Source organism: Thioclava electrotropha (assembly GCF_002085925.2).
Lineage (GTDB): Bacteria > Pseudomonadota > Alphaproteobacteria > Rhodobacterales > Rhodobacteraceae > Thioclava > Thioclava electrotropha.
On the sequence record NZ_CP053562.1, the window covers coordinates 3,350,671 to 3,371,919 of the forward strand.

The following is a 21,249-nucleotide window of genomic DNA, read 5'->3' on the forward strand; positions in this document are numbered from 1 at the left end:
TCTCAAAGCCGGGCGCGACGGGCGCCCATCCCTTATCGCTAGCCCATTCGGGACGCTCAGTCCATGATCTCGGGCCCCGCACCGAGGGGCGCATTTCGTGTCAAAAGACGCACCATACCCCAAGATGACCTTCCGTCAGCCCGCGCCTCGCCCTCTTGGCAAGGGCGCGCGCTTTGCCAAAACTACAGCGCGAGCGCAAACAGGCGGGTGACTTGGCGCGTCCGGCGCGGCGGGAACCCGAGGGAGGACGAGATGCGGGGATGGAAAGCGGTGCTTGCCGGGATCGGCGGGCTTGTCGTGGTGGCGGTGCTCTACGCGGTGATCGTGCCGCCGGAGCTGCTGCGCGTGGGCGCTGGCTATAGCGCGAAGATCACCTGCTCGGCGGAAGCGCTGCAAGGCCGTGACCCCGACGAAGTTCTCGAAACCGATGTGCAGGCGCCGGGCAACCCATTGCTGCGCGCCTTCTGGGTCAGCACCGACCGCCGGGCAGGCCGGGTCCGGGCCGCCTTCGCCGGGATCATCGCGCCCACCACCGCCGAGGAGCGCGTGGGCCTCGGCTGCGCGACCTACCCCGATGGCAATCTGGCCGACGCCGGCGATCAAAGCGCCCCGCCCGCGCCGGGGCCCAGCAAAAGCGCCGCCCTCTGGCCCACCGGGTCGAAAACCGACCTGACCGGGCAAGGCCGCTTCGATGCGGTTTTGCGCGACGATGCACTGACCGGGCCGGGGATGCGCGCGGTGGTGGTGATCAAGGATGGCAAGCTGGTCGCCGAACGCTACGGCGATGGCTTCGATGCCGCGACGCCGCTTCTGGGCTGGTCGATGACGAAGACCGTCACTGCGGCCCTTGTCGGCACCGCGATCGAGGCGGGCAAGCTGCGGATGGACCAAAGCGACCTGCTGCCCGAATGGCAGGGCGACGACCGTGCGAAGATCACCGTCGCGCAGCTGATGTCGATGTCGAGCGGGCTGCGCTTCAACGAGGATTACGGCGACGTCTCTGACGTGACGCGGATGCTCTATCTCGAGCCGGACATGGCGCAATTCGCAGCCTCGCAGCCGCTCGATCACCCGCCCGGCACCCATTTCAGCTATTCCAGCGGCACCGCCGTGCTGCTGTCACGCATCTGGCAAAATGCGGTGGGCGACACCTCCACCGCGCTCGCCTGGCCGCGCCGCAAGCTGTTCGATCCGCTCGGGATGAGCTCGGCCACGCTCGAGACCGACGCCTCCGGGACCTTCGTGGGCAGCTCCTACCTCTACGCCACCGCGCGGGACTGGGCGCGTTTCGGCCAGTTCCTGCTACAGGATGGCAAATGGGATGGTCGGCAATTGCTGCCCGCCGAATTTGTGCAGCGGATGCATGCACCCGCCCCGACCGACGGAGTCTATGGGCAGGGCATGACATGGCTGGCTGGCCCGAGCGATCAGCAGAAAGCGGGCGATGATGCGCGGTTCGGGCTGCCCGCCGACACCTATTGGCTCGAGGGGCATGACGGGCAGACCGTCACCGTGATCCCCTCGGCCGATATGGTCGTGGTGCGGATGGGACTGACGCCGTCGGACCTGAACTACCGCCCGCAGAAGCTGGTGGCGGCACTGCTGGACGCGGCGAAGGCCACGGCTCACGCTTCGTCGAACATCCCTTCGAACAGCGCCGAAGACAGGTAACGCTCGCCCGAATCCGGCAGCACGACGACGATGGTCTTGCCCGCGTTCTCCGGTTCGCGCGCGAGGCGCAAGGCCGCAGCCGCAGCCGCGCCGCAGGAGATCCCGGCCAAGATGCCCTCTTCGCGCGCCAGCCGCCGGGCCGTCTCGATCGCCTCGTCATTGCTGACCTGCTCGATCCGGTCCACGAGATCCATGTCGAGCACTTTCGGCACGAAGCCCGCCCCGATGCCCTGGATCTTGTGCGGGCCGGGCTGCAGCGCCTCGCCCGCGCGGGCCTGCGTGAGAACGGGGCTGGCCTCGGGCTCCACCGCGACCGAGATCACCGGCAGACCCTTTTCCTTTTTCAGATAGCGCGAAACGCCAGTGATCGTGCCGCCCGTGCCGACGCCCGCGACGAAGATATCGACCACGCCATCGGTATCCTCGAAGATTTCCGGACCCGTGGTCTTCTCGTGAATCTCGGGGTTCGCCGGGTTGTTGAACTGCTGCAGCAGCACGTAGCGATCGGGATCGGAGGCCGCGATCTCCTCGGCCTTGGCAATCGCCCCCTTCATGCCCTGCGCGCCTTCGGTCAGCACGAGCTTCGCGCCATAAGCCAGAAGCAGCTTGCGCCGTTCGATGCTCATCGTGTCGGGCATGGTCAGCGTGATCGGGATGCCGCGAGACGCGGCGACGAAGGCCAGCGCGATCCCCGTGTTGCCCGAGGTCGGCTCGACGATCTCCTTGCCGGGACCGAGCACGCCGCGTTCCTCGGCATCCCAGATCATGTTCGCACCGACACGGCATTTCACCGACCACGCCGGGTTGCGCCCCTCGATCTTGGCCAGAACGGTCGCGCCCGCCCCCTCGGTCATGCGGTTGAGCCGCACCAGCGGCGTGTTTCCGATGCTGAGAGAATTGTCTTCGTAGATCCGTGCCATGCGCGCGCTCCCTTCCTGTCGTTTGCCGCGCCATCAAAGAGCAACACGCGCGGAAGGGAAAGACGAAAGCCTCGCATCGCTGCGAGGCTTCCACTTCTTTACCGGGCAACTGGCAGCACCCGGAGCTTTCCGAACGCCGTTACGAGAAGGCTAAATCCGGCGGACAGTACGAGCCGTGTCCGTCATAATCGTCATCCTTGTGTCCGCGACCGCGGCCGCCATGCGTCAGATCTTCGAGAGACCCCAAATGTTTCAATTTGGGCCGCTCATACCGGATGGCGTCATTTTTGCTTCGAGAATTTTCAATCACCACATATACCCCCACGTTTGATTGAATATAGAAAGGGTTACACAGCTCTGATGAACCGCTAGCGGTTTTTGCGGCGATTCAATCCGCGGTTGCGCGCGCATTTAAAAGTCACCCGAAAATGCTTAAAAAACGCGCATTTACGGGCTGGATTCCTGAATTTATCGAAATTGCGATCGGCGGCGGCTGGCCGAAAACCCCTGCGCAAGACACGAGGGAATCGCCTGACCGTCAGCTATTCGCGGCGGAACGTTCTGTTTTCACACACTTAATGCGTGTTAAATTCAGTTACTTACTCTCGGCAAAGTGGCATCTACAGAGGAATGAGCGCGGCCGACAAAGCGCACGGCATTCCGCTTCAGGATCGCCTTCGGCTGGAAATTTCCCGGCACGCCATTCGCCGCAATCCCCGCCTTCTGGAGCGCCTCGATCCGTGCCGAACGCGGTATCCGCAGAACCTCGCCAGCCAGAAATGCGTCCTTCGCCTCTGGCGAGGTTCGGCCCCAGATCGCCCGTTGAAGCCGCGTGATTGACGCCTTGAGATCAAGCTCGCGACGCAGCCACCCTTTGTCGAGGCCCAGATTGCGAGTGGTCGATGTCTCGTTCTCTGCCCACGCGGCCAGCCGTTCGCGACAGACATAGACAGGTTCGGAGATCAGAGCCGTGCGCAGATATTCCTCCAGCGTCGGGATCGTATCGACCTTCACCGCCAGACTGCCCTTCATATTTCGCGACCAGAACAGCGCACCATTCGACACGCCGATCGATCCGAAGATCGCCAGATGGACCTCTTCGGGCGTGTAAGTGCGCTCGTCATAGACATCATCGAAGATGCCCTTGTCGCCGAGATAGGCGTTTGGCGTCCGGCTTTCGTGCTCGATGACCTGGCTCAGCATGCAGAGGTTCACCCCCTGCTGGGTGCAAATCTCGTGCCCGCGCGCAAGGTAGTCCGGGAAGACCTGGTTATCGTCTTCCAACATGCAGAAGTAATCGGCCTTGTAGGGGTTCTCCTTGAGAAAGCAGTCATCGAGATTGCGCGTCATGAATTTCTGCGGGCGGTTCTGCACATAGTGAACCCGCGGATCGCCAATCTCTTCGACCATCGCGCGGCCGCTCGCATCGGGGCAGTCGTCGCGCACCTCACAGACCCAGTCCTCGAAGGTCTGCGCCTGAAGCGTGCCTATGGCACGCCGCAACAGGTCGGGGCGCCGATAGGTCGGCATACGCACGAGCGCTAACGGCATTGGAACACCCTCCTCGTCGAAAAGAGGTTTGACCGACCGCGGCACGCCGATCGTTTACAGTTCGGCATCACGCGATCCTCTCAAACAGGTCCAGAAAGCGTCGCGCGCCACGCTCGAGGGAAAGCTCGTCGAGGATGTATTCGCGCGGCTGATATTCCGGCAGCCGCGCCCAGAAGTCCTCGAACCGGTCCTCCATGTTCGCACGCGTCCACCGCAGCCCGCATCGATCGTCAAAATAAGGAACGGCCGAGACTTCGAGGCCTTCGGGGACAAATTTGGCGCCGAGCGGATCGACGAGTTCGCCCTCATCCCACGCGAAAACCGGAACGCCGGAAGACATCGCCTCCTGATAAGCAAGGCCTTGGGTTTCGTGCTCGGTCACGAAGATCAACGCCCGCCCCTTGGCCAAGGCGCTGCGATACTCTGCCAACTCGTGCTCGCCATATTTTAGCTCGACTGAACTCAGGCCGCGACGTTCGAGCATGGCTCGCAGCGGCTGCATCGTATCCGCCTCGCGCGCGGCGTGGTTCCAGCGGATCTTGTTGTAGATGACACAGTCGATCTGCTTTCGGTTCTCAGCGAGAAGCGGCCAGCGGTCCGTATCGATCCCGACGAACATCGGGGCCATTTTCGCGGCGACCTGCGGTGTATAAAGCCGGATCGGCCATTCCGACGGCTGCGTCACGATCTGATAGTTCCGCTCGGCCAGCATCGCCTCGGCGCGGTCCGGATAGGGAACCCAGCCGGGCCCGAACAGGGTCGGATTGGGCAGATGGACATCGCTCCAGACGGACTGATGGCCGGCAATGGCGATCGGTCTGTCCGGTGACCGACGGGCGAGCGCGAAATCATTGATCCGAACGTCATACCCGTTTCGCCGAAGACTTTCCGTCAGGTTCAGGAACGCCGTGAAGAACCCGGTATAGGGCTGCTTTCGCTTCAATTTGCGGTAGCTGCGCCGCGCAACCCCGCGCAGCTGCGAAAGCTGCCGCCCCAGAGGCATTTCCCAGGCGCGCATCTCGTAACCGTCATAGAAGACGGGAATAACCTTGTCCGTGAAAGCTGCCCCAGCCAACGTCCACCTTCCCCTTCGCGCTGCGATCGCGCCGCAAACCGAAGTGGCTTTTCGGGGATCACATGCCCCGCACGCGACGCCCTATGCACTTCAGATGTCCTCCAAGGGTTTCCATGACGCGCCGCTCCGAGCCAGCCCGCAGGCAATTCCCGCCACTCGTGCAGCCATGGACGCACAATCACTCAGCAGTGAAAGGTGCAAAAGATGCCAAGCGCCTATTCAGCAGGCATTTTATCGACAACCCACTAACGAATTCCCGCAAACCCCATTTCTGAATAGGCAACCAACCGGGTTTTCTCAGAGCGCGCGTCGAAAGAACTCTCATTGCGTAAATAGAATCGCTACCAAAGCGCCAAGCAGCCTCGCTGCAGCGCAGAAAGCACCGCCGATTATTCGTTCACATTACGCACAGTTTCTAAGCGCCTTGGATATTCGCGCGACGTTTCCACATGCCGCGCGGTAATTCGGTGAACCTGCCCTCCTTAGCATTTGACCGGAAACTGCCCAGATCGAAGCCTGGTTTTGCGGTAGTTGGTTTTCGTCCGCTCCGCGCCGCGTTTCAGGCGATCTGGAGGAAGTTGAATGACTCGAAGTGGGCCCGATGCGAATGTCCCGCCCCTGCAGACTGACGGTCACGCGGACCATGTGCAGATCGGTGACTGCCACGCCGTTGATCGCGCGGCAGCGTGAGCGCAGGGAAGACGGCTTTCAAGATGCGTTTGATCTACCTCGTTCATGACCTCGATGATGCCGCGATCTGGCGACGCGTTCAGATGTTGCGCGCAGGCGGCGCCGAGGTGACGCTTGCGGGGTTCCAACGCTCAGCGCGGCCACTGCCGGAGCCTGCGCTCGTTCTCGGGCACACAGCGAATGGGAAAATGGCCCAGCGCGCGCTCTCGGTGCTCAAGGCCCTCCCCGGTCTCGACAAGCAGTTTCCGACGCTCAAGGAGACAGATGTCATCATCGCTCGCAATCTAGAAATGCTCGCGCTCGGGGCGTATCTCAAGCGACGCGCACCGGCGGTACGCCTCGTCTACGAACTGCTCGACGTGCATCGCCTGTTGTCGGGGAACGGTCCGACGTCCAAGGCAATCCGAACGATTGAAGCGGCAGCGCTCAAATCCGCCTCGGGCCTTCTGTATTCCTCGGAAGGGTTCAAGCGCGGCCACCCTCAGCCGTTCGAGAAGCTCGCGCCGCATCTGTGCCTGATTGAAAACAAGCCGCTCGCGCTTGGTCCGGCACGGCTTCGCACGCGCACGCGTCCTCTGGCGGGGCCGTTGCAGATCGGCTGGAATGGAATTCTCCGCTGCCGCTGGTCGCTGGACACGCTCGACGAACTCACCCGCAACGCACCGGGACATTTCCGGATCAAGTTGCGCGGACGTCCGGCGCTCGATCAACTCCCGGATTTCCATGAGCGCGTCGCCGCAAATCCTGATCTCGAATTTGGCGGCCCCTATACTGCGCCCGATGATCTTGATGAGATTTACGACGCGGTCGATCTTGCCTGGCTGATCGACCGCTACGAGGCCGGAGAGAATTCGGACTGGCTGCTGCCAAATCGCCTTTACGAAGGCTGCCTGCATGGTGCGGTCCCGGTGGTTCTGTCGGGAACCGAGGTCGCACGACGTACCGAAACTCTCGGCATCGGGGTTCAGGTGGCAGAACCGTCGAGCGCGTCGGTCGCGCAAGCCCTTACCGACCTGAGCAATGCGGATCTCCAGACGCTTCGGCAAGCGGTCGCTACGAAGCCGAGGTCAACTTGGGAGGCGGGTCACGCAGAATGCCGTGCGCTCGTGTCCTGGTTGGCGGATCTTCCCACGCTTGGCGCGCCTCGCAGCGACGCCACGCATCTGCGGGAGGCACAATCTTGAGCCGCATCCTCATCGTCATCCCCACGCTGAATGAGATCGACCATATCGCCTCGGTCCTCTCGGCGCTGCTGCCCTTCGCGCGCGCCCAGGACGCGACCGTCATCGTAGCCGACGGCGGATCGACGGACGGAACCTGCGCCGAGGTTGAGAAAATGGGACAGGAAACGCCGCAAATCGTCCTGCTGCACAATCCCGACAAGCTGCAGGCCGCAGCCGTCAACCTCGCCGTGGAGCGTTTCGGCGACGACGCGGAATGGTTGATCCGTGTGGACGCACACAGCGCCTACCCGAGCGATTTCTGCGAAACGCTGATGAGCGAAGCCATCGACACCGGCGCCGACAGCGTCGTTGTCCGTATGCATGCCGAAGGGGTGTCCCCACTACAGACCCAGATCGCGCGGGCTCAGAATTCTCGTTTCGGGAATGGTGGGTCGGCACATCGCGGCGCAGGGGAAGGCCGTTGGGTCACTCACGGTCATCATGCCCTGTTTCGGCTGAACGCCTTTCGGTCGGTCGGGGGTTACAACACAACATTCAGCCATAACGAGGATGCGGAACTCGACCACCGCCTGATCCGCGCGGGCTTCAAGATCTGGCTGACCGCACGCACCTTCGTCCGCTACTTCCCGCGCAAATCCCTGCGCGATCTCGCGTCGCAATATTTCCGGTTCGGCAAGGGACGCGCCCGCACGCTTGCTTTGCATCGCGAACGCCCGGCGATGCGACAGGCGATCGTCGCGGCTCTGGCACCGGCGCTCGCTCTGGTCGTGCTGGCCCCGCTGCACCCGGTCTTCGCCCTGCCCGCGATCGCTTGGCTTCTGGGCTGCGCGACCGCAGGGCTGGCGATCGCCATTCAGACGAAGCGCCTCGCCAATCTCACGGCTGGCCCGATTGCGGGTATCATGCATCTGGCCTGGTCCGCGGGATTCTGGGCACAGATTTTGGGCAATAGCATTCCAACCATCGGTCGCGGGGTGCCCGAGTGACCAGTCCGAAGCGCAAAGACAAGATCGGCATTGGCCTGTGTACTTATCGTCGCGAAGTCGTGCGCGACACCCTCGCCTCGCTTGCCGAAACGCTCCCGCCAGATCTCGATATCTGCGTCATCGTTGCGGATAACGATATTGAACTCTCTTCCGAAGAGCGGGTTCGTTCGGTGCCGCTTCCCTTCGAACTGCACTATCTGCACGCGCCCGCCCATAACATCTCGATCGCGCGCAATGCGGTTCTCGACGCGGCCGAGGCGCAAGACTTGGACTGCCTCGCCTTCCTCGATGATGACGAACGCGCCCTGCCCGGCTGGCTCCCTGCTCTGATGGAGGCGCGCAAATCCGAAGAGAGCGCCGCTGTGATCGGCCCCGTGCGCGCCTACCACAATGACGCGGCCCCCGAGTGGATGCGCGCGGGCCATATCCACGACACCCTCGCCGAGCTTGATAGCGAAGGGCGCGTGCGTGCGGGCTACACCTGCAACGTCCTGCTCGACCTGAAACACCCCGCCGTCTCTGGCCTGCGGTTCGATCCCGATTTCGGTCGGAGCGGCGGCGAAGACACGATCTTCTTCGACCAGATCAAGCACCGCGGCGGGACGCTAGCCTACGCCCCGGAGGCCTGGCTGGAAGAGGATGTCCCTGCTGAACGCGCGCGGCTTTCGTGGCTTTTGCGGCGGCGTTTCCGCATGGGCCAGACCCATGCCGTTCTGGTCTCGCAGGGCAAAACGTTCGCAGCACGAATGATCGAACTCGGACGCGCCGGCGCGAAAGCACTCGCCTGTCTCGGACTTTCTCTGGGCCACGTCACCGCCCCCTTGGCGCGCAACCGGAATCTGATGCGCGCGGCCCTGCATATCGGCGTCGTCTGGCGACTTGCCGGCGGAAGCCGAACGGAAATCTATGGCGGAGCATCTACGGATGCCACGCACAACACAGCCTCAAGGCGCAACGCGCGAGGAACGACCTCTTGAGACAGACGCAATTCAAATTCGCAGATACGAGCAACGATCTCGAGCGGCCGATCTCGAAACCGCCCGAAACCGTAACGCTGGGCCAGCTCACGCGTATCCTGCGTCGTCGGCGGTGGTCGATCATCGTTCCCGTCGTGATCCTCGGCATCCTCGGGATCATCTATCTGGCGACCACGCCGCGCAGTTACCTTGCCAATTCACTGCTGCTGCTGGATGCGAATATCAGCCGGTCGATCGAACAGCTCGGGGCTTCGGAGAGCAACAATCTCAGCGAGTCCGCCCTTGAAGATGCCCGGCTGATCATCCGCTCCGACCGGATCTCGCAATCGGTCGTCAAAGAGCTCGATCTTCTCGACAATCCCTCCTTCACGTCGCCGCCGAGCTCGCTGTTTTCCCGGCTGATCGGCGGTGCGATCAATACGATCCGTACACCGATCAACTGGCTGCGCTCGAAACCCGAACCGAGCGGCACAACCACTCTGACGCCCGAACAGATCACCGCCGCGCGGCAAGACCTCGCCGCGCGCGCCCTGCAGGCGCGCATCGATGTCGGGCGTGTCGGCAGAAGCTCCGTGATCTCGATCAGCTACGAGTCCTACGATCCGGCCATGAGCGCCTCGATCGTGAATTCGCTCGCCGAGGGCTACATCGCCGATGTCCTCAACGCGAATTTCGAAGCGACCGAGCGAACGACGAACTGGATGCAGGACCGGCTGACGGAGCTGCAAAATCAGGCGCAACAAGCCGCGCTCGATGCGGAGACCTTCCGGGCCGAGCATGGGCTCGTCTCCTCGCGCGGCGTTTCGATGACAAAGGATTCCGTCGTCCAGCTCAATGCCGAGATGGCCAACGCGGTCAGCGATGTGGCCCGCGCTCGGGCGCGCGTCGATACCTACAACCAGATCATTGCCGGTGGGGTCCAAGCCCTCGTCGATGGCGGCTCCACCGGGGTCGGCGGCGGAAGCGACCCGGCCCTGCAGCAGGCCCGCGATACGCTCACCGACTCCCTGGCGATGCTCAATCAGATCAAGACCAATTTCGGCGAAGATCACCCGCAGTATAAGGTCGTCCAACGGCAGGTTCAGGCCGCTGCGGAACGCCTGTTCACCCTTCTCAAACAAGGGAGCGCGCAGGCGAAAAGCGATCTTTCAAGCGCCGAAGCGAAGGTCGATGCGCTCAAGAACAGCCTCGGTCTCGCGATCGACAGCGACACGAGCTCCGGCACCGTCGAGGTCCAGTACAGCGCGCTGCAGCAACGTGCCGACACGCTCTCGACGCTGTACCAGGCCTTCCTGACGAAGTTTCAGGAGATCGAGCAACAGAAATCCTTCCCCGTCTCGAACGTGCGGATCCTGACCAAGGCGGACGTGCCGCGCAACCCGGTTGGCCCGAGCACGAAGCGCGCGCTTGCGATCTCGATCGTGCTCGGTTTGATCATCGGGATGATTATCACGGCCTGGCAGGAATGGCGGGAGCGGTTCCTGCGCACCTCGGATGACGTTCAGGACGAAACCGGTGGACCGTTCCTCGGCTATCTGCCGGAGTTCGAAACGTCGGCGCAGTCGGAACCGGTCCGATCGATCACAAGCACCGCCGTGTTCCAGAACCTGCGGGACGGGCTTGCCGAGAATATCTCGAAACCGAGAAACGGGTCGCATTCGACCAGTGAAAGCGCCATCTACGCCGTGCGCCATCCCAGATCTTTCTTCGCGGAAACCTTGCGCAGCGTGCGGCTCGCCGCAGAAATCCGCGCGCCGGTCGAGACCGGGGCAATCGTTCTGGGGGTCACCTCCGCACGTCCCGAGGAAGGCAAATCGACGGTGTCTCTCAATCTGGCTGCCGTGCTCAACATGTCCAATGCACGGGTGCTCTTGATCGATAGCGACATCCGGCGCCCCGGGCTTAGCCAGCGCCTCGGCTTCCGCCATGGCGACGGGCTTGTCGAAGTGCTCGCCGGCCGCGCGCCTTGGCGCAACCTGGTGCGTGAAGTGGAAGGCACCGGCGTGCATATCCTGCCCTGCATTCCGCCGAACGGCTTCACCCACAGCGCCGAGCTGTTGTCCTCACGCGGCATGCGCGAGTTGATCGCCGAGGTGCGCAGCGAATTCGATTTCGTGATCATCGATCTCGCCCCGCTCGGCGCGATCGTCGATGCGCGTGCCATGATCCCGAACCTCGATACCGTGCTCCTCGTGGCAAGCTGGGGCAAGACGCCGAAGTTGATGCTGAACCGCATCCTGTCGGCCAATGCAGCGTTGCGCGAGCGCCTCTTGGGAACGGTGCTGAATCGCGTGGATATGGATGACCTGCGTGACTTCGTCGACGTCTCCAGCACCGAGGCCTATTTCGAAGATTACAACGGATATTTCGGGGATCCGGGAAAAGGCTGGGACAAGCCCGAGATGCGCGGCACAAATACCAACACACGCAACAATTGAATTTCAAATGCTTGACCGGTTATTATCGAGAAGGTAACCGCTGGAGCCCAGCCCAAGTTTCGGAGTGCCAAGCCATGCGCTTGATGCCATTTCTCGTCGTCCTGACTCTTGTCACGATCATCGCTGGCGCGGTCGGGTTCTGGAATGGCATGTCTTTGGGAATGGTCGCGATTTTGTGCATCGCGATCTTTTTTCTCGGTCAGATCCTGTACGTCGGCCTCGTCGCCATCATGACCCGCGAGGAAACGGTCCGGAGAAAGAATCAGGGGCCCGCGCAAGCCGGTCGCGAGGCTTCGGACGACAATACGACGTCGCATGTTTCGCGCGGCGCCTACCTCAATCAGGAAAATCGCTGAGCTTCAGAGCGCCGTTCGATGTCACACCGCGCGGCTCGTGCTGCGTTCGGCGTCACGCATCTTCATGAACCTTGCGTCGGGCTTGGTGCGCAGGATGGCAGGTGCACCGCTCTCGACGATCCGACCCTCTTCCAACGCGAAAACCATATCCGCGAATTCGACCATCGAATAACGATGCGCGATCGTGAGGATAGCCATCGGGGTTTCGATCTTCGCAAGGTTCGCCACGATACGGTTCTGACTTTGCCAGTCGAGCGCACTCGTCGCCTCGTCGAGGATCAGCAGCTCGGGCTTTCTCAGCAAAGCGCGTGCCAGCGCGATCCGCTGACGTTCTCCCCCTGACAACAGCACGCCACGCTCCCCCAGCAGAGTGTCGAGCTGCGCGGGAAGCGAGAAGACGAAGTCCGCGGACGCGACGCGGAGGGCCGCCTCCATGTCCTGCTGATCCGCCTCCGGCGCGCCAACTTGCAGAGCTTCGCGCACCGTCATCGGTGGCAGATAGGTGTCCTGCGTGACGTATGAAATCCGGTGCCGCCAGCTCCGAATATCCATCGGATCTAGGTCTTGACCGTCGATGAGGATCTTGCCGGTCTCGGGCCGAATGAGGCCGCAAATCAGATCCGCGATCGTCGATTTTCCAGAACCCGACGGCCCGATCAGCGCCGTCACCTCCCCCGCGCGAACGGAAAGGCTGACATCCTCCAACGCACGCGGCAGGTCTTCGCCGTGACGATAGGATACATTCTCCAGCCGGATTTCGTGCCATGGCGCGCGCGTCGCGATCGGCAATCCCGCCGCGACATCGCGCTGGCGGATCATCTCACCCTGGACATTTCGAATGTGCTGCCAACCCGGTAAATTCACCAGGAACATCTGCGCCTGCTGCTGAAGCGTCATGAACCGCGGGGCCAGCCGCATCATCACGAGCAGCAAAACGACAATCTCGGAAATCGCGAGGCCGAGCTGCACGAGCGACAGGTAGATGAAGATTACCGCACCGATCGCCTGGGCGATCTGGAAAATCCCGGAGCCCGTCGCGGTGCGCCGCGCGAATTCGCGTGTGTCCGTCCGTTCCATATCGAGGATCGCATCAAACCCTGCGATTTCCGCCTCTTCGAGGTTCATCGCTTTCGCCGTCTTGAGCCCCGACAGGAACCCCGAAACCGCACGGAACTGGTCGCGCCGGAGCCCCTGCAGCTTCACACCGTATTCCGCAGACATTTTCCGATAAGGCCTGAGGGCGAGAAAGGCGACGACGCCGAACACGGCGGACAACACCGTCATCGGCACGGAAATCATGAGCCCCAGCGCCACGTAGAGCACAAGCGATGCAGAGCCCTGGATAAGCGACATCAACAACATCGATGCCATCCGAACCCGCTCCACCTCGCCGACCAGCGCATGTTCCAGATCGGCGTTGCGCTGGCGGACCAGATGATCCCACCGGCTCTCGGCGATGGAGGAAAATAAACCATGCCGCAAGATCGCGGAGAACCTCAGCTGGATGTCGGTGACATAGACCGTGCGCATCCGGTTGAACAAAGCCTGCAGAATGAGAAAGCAGACGAGCATCGAGAGCAGCACGGCGAGCGGGAGCGTGAAGGCGGGAAGCGTCACTCCCATGAATTCGCGCTCAGTGATCTCGATGATCGGCGCGCCTTCCTCCGAACGGGACACGAGGCTCAGGATCGGCAGAAGCAGAAGGACGGAAATGCCTTCGCTGAGGCTGCTCAGCATCAACATACCCAAGGCGATATAGAGCTTGTTGCCCGCCGCACGACGCATCGTCGTGAAGAGGTTGCGCGCCTCGCTCAGAGACGCTCTGGCGGAGAGAACGTCGCTCAATCCTCGTCTCCGGTCATTGCGCGATCCGAATTCAGATCGGCGCGAATGGCATCTGCGAGGGTGGTCATGGCGTCAAGCGTTGCGGGAAGCCGCAGGATGCGGACCTTCACCCGCCCGGCAAGCGAGACGGCGTCCCGAAAGTGGCGATTGGCTGGCTCTCCCGACAGCAGGTTCTCTCCGAAGCGTACGCCGTAGGAAAACCGCAGGATCGCGGGCAGCGACTGGCTGGCGGCCACGTCGGCTGTGGAAGCCATCTCGCCCTCTCCGCGTTCGAGGATATAGAGACGCACGGCGGGAGCCGCATATTCTGCCGTCGCATCGCGAGGAAGCTGCACCCGCTTCTTGTCGATTGCCGCATGCACATCGCCCCGGGCGACGGACTTCTGCGGCCGGTGCGCCTCAAGGGCCGCGTCGGACAGCTTCACCTGGCCGAAGCCCGACAGAACCTCCCCGTCCGGCGTAAAGGCGACGAGGTCATCCGCGAGGAGCTTGCCGCCGGCATTCAGCAATGCCGCCGCGGAGGTCGACTTTCCCGTGCCCTTGTCCGCCATCAGAACGACGGCCTGCCCCCCGAGGGAGACCGCACTCGCATGCAGGACGAAATGCCCCTGACGCCGCAGCGCCTCGAACAGGATCGGGCCAAGCAGCGGAAAAGCGATGAGGTCGTCGCTGACACCCTCTGCGGGCTCGCAGAGAATTTCCGTACCGTCGAGATTGACGGAGAAGGCCCCGACGGTTTGCCAGTAGAACCGTGTTTCCGCAGCCCCGAACTCGTACCAGGTCGGCAAAGATCTGGCGTTTTCGGGCAGTTCCACCGGCGCACGGCGAATGCGCAAGCTGCGCGGCTCTGCAACCGAGCCGGGAACGACAGAGGCCAGCTCCGGGAGTTCAATATCGGAAACAACCTGCATGCCGTATGTGCTGTAGGAATATGCGGGGGCGCCAAGCCCCTGCGCGGCTTCAATATGTTCGAGTTCGGTCACGCGTGGACCTCCCTTATCGGTTCTATTCCAGATGCAATCGGTTGGCGGGCGCGTTCTTCGCGCTCGAGCCACATGTCGAGCCACGCAGCGCGCCAGAGCTGCATGACCTCCAATCCACCGGCATCGGCGGAGGTGTCGAACAGCGCCCGCGCGGTCTCTTGAAGGCGCGCGATATTGACGTATGGCTCAAGTCGTTCTGGCGGGTTGTCGATATACTGCCGCAACTGTCCCTGCGGGTCCTCGCGCATCGCGCGGCGATTGTTGGCGGTGAAATCGACCTTCGTCGATCTCAATCGGACATGCTCCGGCAGGATGCCTTTCATCGCATCGCGCATCAGGGCGCGCGGCTGTCCATTCTTGATCTTGTCCGCATCGGATCGGTTTACGCAAAGCTCGACGACGCGCCGGTCGTAGAACGGGAACCGCAACTGCAGCCCCAAGGGGCGCGTGGCTCGATCAAGCAGCTCGAACGCGCTCGGCGTCAGATCCCCCGCGAGGGCGCGCGCATGCGTCGCAAAGCCAAACGGCATGTCCGAATAGAGTGCGGTGCTCGCGGCTTCGGAACGCGCGCGCAGATCCAAACGCGAAACCAGCTCCGGCGCGACAATGCTGAACCAATCCGGTTGGGCCGGATCGCTCGAACTGAAAAGTCGACGCTGCAACCGACCCGCCAATTTCGCGGCGCTACGGTTTCCGCCGTGGCGTGCATAGGCCATCACGAAGGACGCGACCGCACCACGGCCACCCGCGAACCCATGCAACTTTCTCAGCAACGTCCAAAGCTTCGCCCACTCACCGGACCGGGCGAGTTCATTGAGATAGGAAAAGGACGCGCCTCCGATGACTTCATCGCCGCCATGCCCGTCGATCAAAACGGCATGCCCATCCGCCCGCGCTGCGGAACAGATCGTATGCGTCGTCACCATGCCAAAGCCCGGGAAAGGCTGTTGCTGGTTTGTGAGGAAAAGGTCCGAAAGCGTTGGATCGAGTGCCGTTCCAACGCCGCCATTCAGCATCGTGGGTCGGAAGTTTCCGGCCTCCAGAAAGGCATCGATATATTCGCCCTCATCGAGTTCAGGCGCAGAGGGAAACCGCAGCGAGTAGGTCGGGAAAGGCTCTGACGACAATCGCGATGCAAGGATCGCCAGCGAACTTGAATCCAGCCCCCCACTTAGCATCGCGGCGGCGGAGCCTCCGCTCATTGCTTCGCCGGTGGCGTCCGAGAGCGCATCTCGCAAGGCCTCGTCACTCTGCTCGGCAGCACTCAAATCCCGCGGCTCGAGGCTCCACCACGTGCGCGGTGGTGACAGCATGCCATCGCGATAGTGCATCAGCTTTCCCGGAGGCAAGCGGACGATATCTTTCCAAGCCGTGCGCGTCTGATTGGTCAGCTGCCCCGAGAGATGTTCGGTGATCCAAAGGACGTCGTGCTCCGGACGGTCTCCGGTCATCGCGATGACGGCTTCGGGATCACTCGCCAACGCAAGCCCGCGCGCATTGGCCCGGTAGACCACCGGCTTGAGACCAAACCGATCCCGGACGACAACAACGGTTGCGCGCTTCGGATCCCAGATTGCGATCGCGAAAGCTCCCTCGAGCACATGGCCGAGCTCGTCGTCGAAGCGATCATAGGCTGCGGCAACAAGTTCGATGGCCGAGCTGTTTGGCGGCATCGCCAGACGCCGCGCCGTGTCGCGCAGGTGGGTAAGGTCCAGATCGGCCGCGACAAGCGCGCCGGTTGCGCTGCGCGTCGTCTGCGGCCCCGACATGAGAACCGACGATCGCGCGGATGCTTCAACCACGGCGTTCCGCAGCTCGGGAACGGCTGCCAGCTTGGCGGGATCCGCGAAACCGCCAATTGCGCAATGCAGTGCGGGCCGGTTCATGGGCGCGCCTCGCCTTGCGCAAACGCCGTCATATTCTTCAACAGCGTATGGCGCGCGAATTCCGCGCGCGTTCCACCAAGCACGATAATATTGTCGGACATCAACCAGGCATGCGGACGAAACTCTTCCCCGCCCATCGGCAGCGACAGGCGTACGGTGGAGTCGATCCCGCGACGTGCAAGCAAGAGCTGCCCCGACGTGGCCTGCGTCAAACAGGTTGCTTGCGGAACGAGACGCGCAGCAGCAGCCACGGCCCATGAAATTTCAGCGAGAGTGCCGCGGTCGGCGGCTTTCGGCTCCGGAAAACGCGCGGCATTGGACACCACGATCTTGCGCAATGCATCGTGGCGGTGGCGCCACAGATCGACACGCACACGCACGACTGTCACGAGCGCCTCGAACAACAGTCGAGCGTCGTGAAGGATCGGCCGTTTCCAACGCATTTCACGCAGCCTCGACGAGACCGTTTTCGTGAAGGTCGCTCAGGAGCACCGAGACATCCTCGGCAACGGTGTCGCGCGGAACAGAATAAGCGCCCGAAATCGTATCGATAATTTCTTCGACGCTCTTTTCGTCGCCCAATAGATTCCAGACGATAGCGCCGATGGAATCCAGACTGAAATAGGCATTGGAATTTAAATCCAAAATCGCGACGCCGTCACCATAAGGACAAGCAACACATTCGGAACGAACCCGATATTGGGACATTGCATTCATAGACTACCCACCCACACCTTGAGAGCCACGTTGCATAGAGTGGACAGAGGCGAGACCACGCCCCTGTCCTTCTCATTTTTTTACGAATTACGAGAAGGTAAGACCCGCAATATCCGTACCGGGCGGCAGCACCTGGTCGGCGATCGTGGTGCTACCTGCACCGTGGGTCAGGTCTTCGAGCTTGCCGTGCTTTTGAAGCTGCGGACGAGTATACGTTTTCATCAGTAGATACCCCCTTTTGACGTTACGTACTCATTTTGGCTTGCGCCTCCTAAAGTCTTTAATCAGGCTCCACTTGAGTCAAACCTTAGTCCATTCGGAGCGTCACAGCTTCAGTTCGCTGCGAAAATAACAGGCAAAATCAAGGCAATATTCCCGCGGCCGATTTCAGGGGGTCCAATATGCGAGCATCCTGTCCGAAAACCCGCTCAAGAAATGAGCGCGTTAAAATTTCGCCAGAAAGCTGGACATTTAAAATTGCAACCTTCGGGGAATTAAAAAGTCGCGCAATTCAACCTGAGGTTGATTTCTCGATGGATTCGATTCGCGATTTCGTGAAGGTAGGCGCGTGAGCTTTCCGGAGAAAGAGCTCATTTACGTGAAGCGGCGCGACTGTTCGACACAGGTCGAAATTCTCAGGAAGATGGCATCCGGTCAAGCGCCGCCGATCAGCACTGACCCTCGCCTTCTCTTTGAAATCGCGCGCGTGAACAAGCTGTTGATGCACCCCGGGTGGCCAGACCTTCAAGGCGATGCAGCCGAGCAGGTGAACGCTGAGCTCAACTTCGGACGCATGCGCGGAATGCTTTCGAATAATCGCGGATTGAAGCTCGCCGCAGAGATCACCGAAGCGCTCGATGCCGGTCAGATTCCGCACCTTCACCTGAAAGGCCCGTTGCAGCAAATCCGGCTCTACGGCACGCCCCTTTTCAAGCCGTCCGGGGATGTCGACATTCTGGTCGCGCCCAAGGACCGGATCGCGGCGGGAAAGATCCTCGAAGAGGCTGGGTTCAAGCCCACCGAAGCCGAACTCGGCAGCTGGTGGGTGCATTTCCTCGGCGAACGCCATTTCGAAGCGCCGGACCAACCCATCTTCGTGGACCTGCACCATAGCGTCCAACAGCCCGGCTTGCCGCGCCCTCGGAACTTGGTGGGCTTCCTGCATCGGGCGGTGAGGCAGTCGGTCGCGAACAGCACACTGCCGGTGCCGTCCCCGCCAGACATGTGTTTGATCGCCGCGATCACGCTCTGCAAAGCCTTTCTTTCGCATGAACCTGCGGGCTCTGTGGCCCTCGACATGATCAAGGCATTCGAGAGTCTCGAGCTGGACGAACGGGATCAGCTCGAACAGCTCGCCCGACAGACGGGCCTCTCGGAAACACTGGATTTCGCAATGGCCCTCGCAACCAGCAGCATCGGGCAAGACGGCCTCCCGCCGCGATCGCACGAACTGCTTGCCGACCGTTCTGCGGAAACCGTTCGCGACATGGTCTTTCAGCCTTGGAAGAAAGGGCTGAGTTTCCCCAGACGGCGCGAAATTCTGGCAAGCCTCTGCGGGCGCGACCTGTGGCGTCTGGTGCGCGAAAGCAATCGGGCCTTCCTCTCGAACGCCTTCCTTAACGTGATCGCGCGCACACGAAAGCCCGTCGGCGAAGTGGGAGAAACGAAACGATGACCCCGGAGATTTGCGTCGTAATCACTGCGTATAACGCCGAAGACACGATCGGCGATGCGGTCCGGTCCGCACTCGAACAGCCGGAAGTCGCCGAGGTTGTCGTGGTCGATGATGCTTCCACGGACAGAAGTGCAAAGGCCGCGCAGGACGCCGCGGCGGGTGACGCGCGTCTGATCGTTCTTCGAAACGACAGCAATCAGGGGCCGGCCGCAGGCCGCAACCGTGCAATCGCCGCCTCCCGGTCCCCGTTTCTGGCAGTGCTCGATGCAGATGACTTTCTGCTCCCCGGCCGCTTCTCGCGCCTCCTCGCCTATGAAGGCTGGGATCTGATCGCGGACAATATCGCCTTCGTGCCCGCCGATATGGCGCAGGCATTCGACCCTACCCGGCTTCCCGACAGTGAGACGCGGGTTTTCGAACTCGATCTGGCCGGGTTCGTAGAAGGGAATATGGGCAAACGCGGCGAGACGCGGGGCGAGCTTGGCTTTCTCAAACCGCTCATGTCGCGCGCCTTTCTGGAGCGGCACGCTCTGCGCTATGACGAAAGCCTGCGGTTGGGCGAGGACTTCGATTTCTATGTCCGCATGCTCGCGCGCGGTGCGAAATTTCTTGTCACCAGCGAATGCGGCTATGCTGCACGCGTGCGGGAAAATTCGCTCTCGGGCCGGCACGGGACGGGGGATCTGAGTGCGCTGATGACAGCGGCATCGGCACATCTCGACGACCAATCGGTGCCCCGCGCGGCGAATTCCGCCATGCGTCGGCATCACGACCAGATCCGCGACCGCTACCTGCTGCGGCGCTTTCTCGACATCAAGGCGCAGGACGGTCTCAGGGCGGCCTTCGGCTTCTCTATCAAGCCGCCGCGGAACTTCATGCCGATCGCGTCGGGTATTTTGCGGGACAAATTGCGTGCCCAAAAACAACCCGCCGCACCGGCGACAAACACGCTCCGCCTCTTGCTTCGCCCCGAGGACTAGAGCGCGTTCCGCAGCTTCGGCCGCGCCTAAGCCTGCTCCTGCGCCCATTGCGGCAAAAGCCACCGCGCCCAGGCCCCTGCCCCATCCAGAGCCTCCGGAATGACGTCGTTCGCTTCGGAAAGGGCGCTCAACTTCGCGGCCATTTTCGCGGGCGGCGAAGCCCACATCGCACCGGGCGCGACCGGCTTCGGTACGCTGACATGCATTTTCTCCGCGACGGATGCGGTCGCGATTTCATCGGCCAGCACGTCAGCCCCTTCCTCAGCCCCGAGAGAGACCCGAACCGCACGGCGCTCCGGGCCAGTCGCGTCTTTGCCTTTGCGTCTCTCGGCGAGACTTCGGAGAACGTCCTGCGCCAGAGACGGACGCCGCGCGATTTTTATCGCGGCCGCCGCGAACTGCCGGGCTTTCAGGTTGGCCACGAGCGCTTCGAAGTCTGCCATCTTCCGCAACCCGCGATGGCGCGCGGCCAACTGCGCGGCAACGGCTGGGTCCAGCCCCTCCGACAACCGCTGCTGCGCGCGGATCATCGCGCCGATCGCGGCAGGCGAAAGCCGATGCGAAATCGATGCATTATGTCGACGGTACAGATACATCGGGTCGGGCAAAGCATGGAACTTCGCGCCCTTCAGCAAGAGACGCAGGACGAAATCGAAATCCTCGCCGATCCGAAGATCGGGATCGTAACGCAGATCGCCGAGGATCGCGCGACGGATCATCGGCTTGAGATACCCAAGCGGCGGGAGCTCGGTCTCCGGCGCGGCGGCCTCGACCCACAGCTTCGCCGTAATCTCGAGCGGCGCCACCAGAGACATCGGTTCAAGCAAAGTGCGACCGCCCGATCCCGGCACGGTCCCGAAGAAGACCATGTCATCCGCGATAACATCCGCACCCAGCGTTTCCGCCCCTTCCAGCATCCGCTTCAGCCGCTCTGGATGCATGAGGTCGTCACTGTCGAGAATGGCGACCCACTCGCCTTTGGCCCGCTCGAGCGCGCGATTGCGTGCGGTTGCCGGGCCGGAAGACGTATCGGCTGTCAGCACGTCGATGCGCGGATCCTGCCGCGCGAAATCCTGTGCAATGGCCACGCTGTCATCATCCGATCCGTCATCGGAGATGATCAGCCGCCAGTCCGATACGGTTTGGCGGCGTAGCGATGCGATTGCAGTCGCGAGATAGGACGCGCCGCACCAGTTCGCCATGATAACCGTGATGCGCTCCGCCAATACAGTCTCCACCAGTGATGAAGACACGCTAGCCCATGCGTGCTGCCGAGTCGGCTGCACGCGCGCCTGACAAGAAAGCTGCCGAAGTC

Annotated in this window: 18 protein-coding genes; 8 read left to right on the plus strand and 10 right to left on the minus strand. The window is 62.1% G+C overall.

Features of this window, described 5'->3' with window-relative positions:
• Window positions 1-252: 252 nt before the first annotated feature.
• Complete coding sequence (locus AKL02_RS15845) at window positions 253-1,671, plus strand: serine hydrolase domain-containing protein (protein WP_083075882.1); 1,419 nt, start codon at window positions 253-255, stop codon at window positions 1,669-1,671.
• Here the strand turns inward: AKL02_RS15845 and cysK are convergent.
• The 3 genes from cysK to AKL02_RS15860 all read right to left on the minus strand — a co-directional run bounded on the left by cysK (window position 1,626) and on the right by AKL02_RS15860 (window position 5,160).
• Entirely contained in the window at window positions 1,626-2,591 is a 966-nt protein-coding gene (gene cysK / locus AKL02_RS15850) for a cysteine synthase A (RefSeq protein WP_083075867.1), read from the minus strand. The genes AKL02_RS15845 and cysK overlap by 46 nt on opposite strands.
• Before the next feature lie 591 nt (window positions 2,592-3,182).
• Window positions 3,183-4,142 carry a glycosyltransferase gene (locus AKL02_RS15855; RefSeq protein WP_083075865.1) on the minus strand — a complete coding sequence of 320 codons (960 nt, stop codon included), beginning with the start codon at window positions 4,140-4,142 and terminating at the stop codon, window positions 3,183-3,185.
• Between the two features lie 67 nt (window positions 4,143-4,209).
• Window positions 4,210-5,160: a glycosyltransferase gene (locus AKL02_RS15860; protein WP_133051925.1), complete on the minus strand. Its 951-nt coding sequence runs from the start codon at window positions 5,158-5,160 to the stop codon at window positions 4,210-4,212.
• 935 nt (window positions 5,161-6,095) lie between these two features.
• On the opposite strand from AKL02_RS15860, the gene AKL02_RS15865 reads away from it, so the two are divergent.
• The 5 genes from AKL02_RS15865 (at window position 6,096) to AKL02_RS15885 (ending at window position 11,848) form a co-directional block, all read left to right on the plus strand.
• Window positions 6,096-7,091 carry a glycosyl transferase gene (locus AKL02_RS15865; RefSeq protein WP_133051924.1) on the plus strand — a complete coding sequence of 332 codons (996 nt, stop codon included), beginning with the start codon at window positions 6,096-6,098 and terminating at the stop codon, window positions 7,089-7,091.
• On the plus strand, window positions 7,088-8,077 hold the full coding sequence (locus tag AKL02_RS15870; RefSeq protein ID WP_232621642.1) for a glycosyltransferase family 2 protein: 990 nt from the start codon (window positions 7,088-7,090) through the stop codon (window positions 8,075-8,077). The genes AKL02_RS15865 and AKL02_RS15870 overlap by 4 nt, the downstream gene beginning before the upstream one ends.
• Window positions 8,074-9,054 (plus strand): glycosyltransferase family 2 protein, encoded by a 981-nt coding sequence (locus AKL02_RS15875; RefSeq protein WP_083075859.1) that lies wholly within the window; start codon window positions 8,074-8,076, stop codon window positions 9,052-9,054. Before AKL02_RS15870 ends, AKL02_RS15875 begins: the two co-directional genes overlap by 4 nt.
• On the plus strand, window positions 9,051-11,492 hold the full coding sequence (locus AKL02_RS15880) for a GNVR domain-containing protein (RefSeq protein ID WP_165756933.1): 2,442 nt from the start codon (window positions 9,051-9,053) through the stop codon (window positions 11,490-11,492). Before AKL02_RS15875 ends, AKL02_RS15880 begins: the two co-directional genes overlap by 4 nt.
• Before the next feature lie 74 nt (window positions 11,493-11,566).
• Window positions 11,567-11,848: a hypothetical protein gene (locus AKL02_RS15885; protein WP_083075853.1), complete on the plus strand. Its 282-nt coding sequence runs from the start codon at window positions 11,567-11,569 to the stop codon at window positions 11,846-11,848.
• 21 nt (window positions 11,849-11,869) lie between these two features.
• Here AKL02_RS15885 and AKL02_RS15890 read toward each other — a convergent pair whose 3' ends face one another.
• The 6 genes from AKL02_RS15890 to AKL02_RS21220 all read right to left on the minus strand — a co-directional run bounded on the left by AKL02_RS15890 (window position 11,870) and on the right by AKL02_RS21220 (window position 17,501).
• Window positions 11,870-13,693 (minus strand): ABC transporter ATP-binding protein, encoded by a 1,824-nt coding sequence (locus AKL02_RS15890; protein ID WP_083075851.1) that lies wholly within the window; start codon window positions 13,691-13,693, stop codon window positions 11,870-11,872.
• Window positions 13,690-14,676, minus strand: a complete 987-nt coding sequence (locus AKL02_RS15895) for a phosphoenolpyruvate carboxykinase (ATP) (RefSeq protein WP_083075848.1) — start codon at window positions 14,674-14,676, stop codon at window positions 13,690-13,692. The genes AKL02_RS15890 and AKL02_RS15895 overlap by 4 nt, the downstream gene beginning before the upstream one ends.
• Window positions 14,673-16,562, minus strand: a complete 1,890-nt coding sequence (locus AKL02_RS15900) for an asparagine synthetase B family protein (RefSeq protein WP_083075846.1) — start codon at window positions 16,560-16,562, stop codon at window positions 14,673-14,675. The genes AKL02_RS15895 and AKL02_RS15900 overlap by 4 nt, the downstream gene beginning before the upstream one ends.
• A complete protein-coding gene (locus tag AKL02_RS15905; RefSeq protein ID WP_198453201.1) occupies window positions 16,559-16,966 on the minus strand; it encodes a lasso peptide biosynthesis B2 protein in 408 nt (135 codons plus the stop codon). The genes AKL02_RS15900 and AKL02_RS15905 overlap by 4 nt, the downstream gene beginning before the upstream one ends.
• Window positions 16,967-17,006: 40 nt before the next feature.
• A complete protein-coding gene (locus AKL02_RS15910) occupies window positions 17,007-17,279 on the minus strand; it encodes a PqqD family protein (RefSeq protein WP_078542031.1) in 273 nt (90 codons plus the stop codon).
• A gap of 87 nt (window positions 17,280-17,366) precedes the next feature.
• A complete protein-coding gene (locus AKL02_RS21220; protein WP_256365664.1) occupies window positions 17,367-17,501 on the minus strand; it encodes a hypothetical protein in 135 nt (44 codons plus the stop codon).
• Between the two features lie 346 nt (window positions 17,502-17,847).
• Here AKL02_RS21220 and AKL02_RS15915 point away from each other — a divergent pair, with 346 nt between their 5' ends.
• Both AKL02_RS15915 and AKL02_RS15920 read left to right on the plus strand, forming a co-directional pair.
• Window positions 17,848-18,954 (plus strand): nucleotidyltransferase family protein, encoded by a 1,107-nt coding sequence (locus tag AKL02_RS15915; RefSeq protein ID WP_133051923.1) that lies wholly within the window; start codon window positions 17,848-17,850, stop codon window positions 18,952-18,954.
• A complete protein-coding gene (locus AKL02_RS15920) occupies window positions 18,951-19,934 on the plus strand; it encodes a glycosyltransferase family 2 protein (protein WP_083075837.1) in 984 nt (327 codons plus the stop codon). Before AKL02_RS15915 ends, AKL02_RS15920 begins: the two co-directional genes overlap by 4 nt.
• A gap of 26 nt (window positions 19,935-19,960) precedes the next feature.
• Here AKL02_RS15920 and AKL02_RS15925 read toward each other — a convergent pair whose 3' ends face one another.
• The gene (locus AKL02_RS15925; RefSeq protein WP_083075835.1) at window positions 19,961-21,160 is read right to left on the minus strand and encodes a glycosyltransferase family 2 protein; all 1,200 of its coding nucleotides are present in this window, start codon (window positions 21,158-21,160) and stop codon (window positions 19,961-19,963) included.
• Window positions 21,161-21,249: the final 89 nt, after the last annotated feature.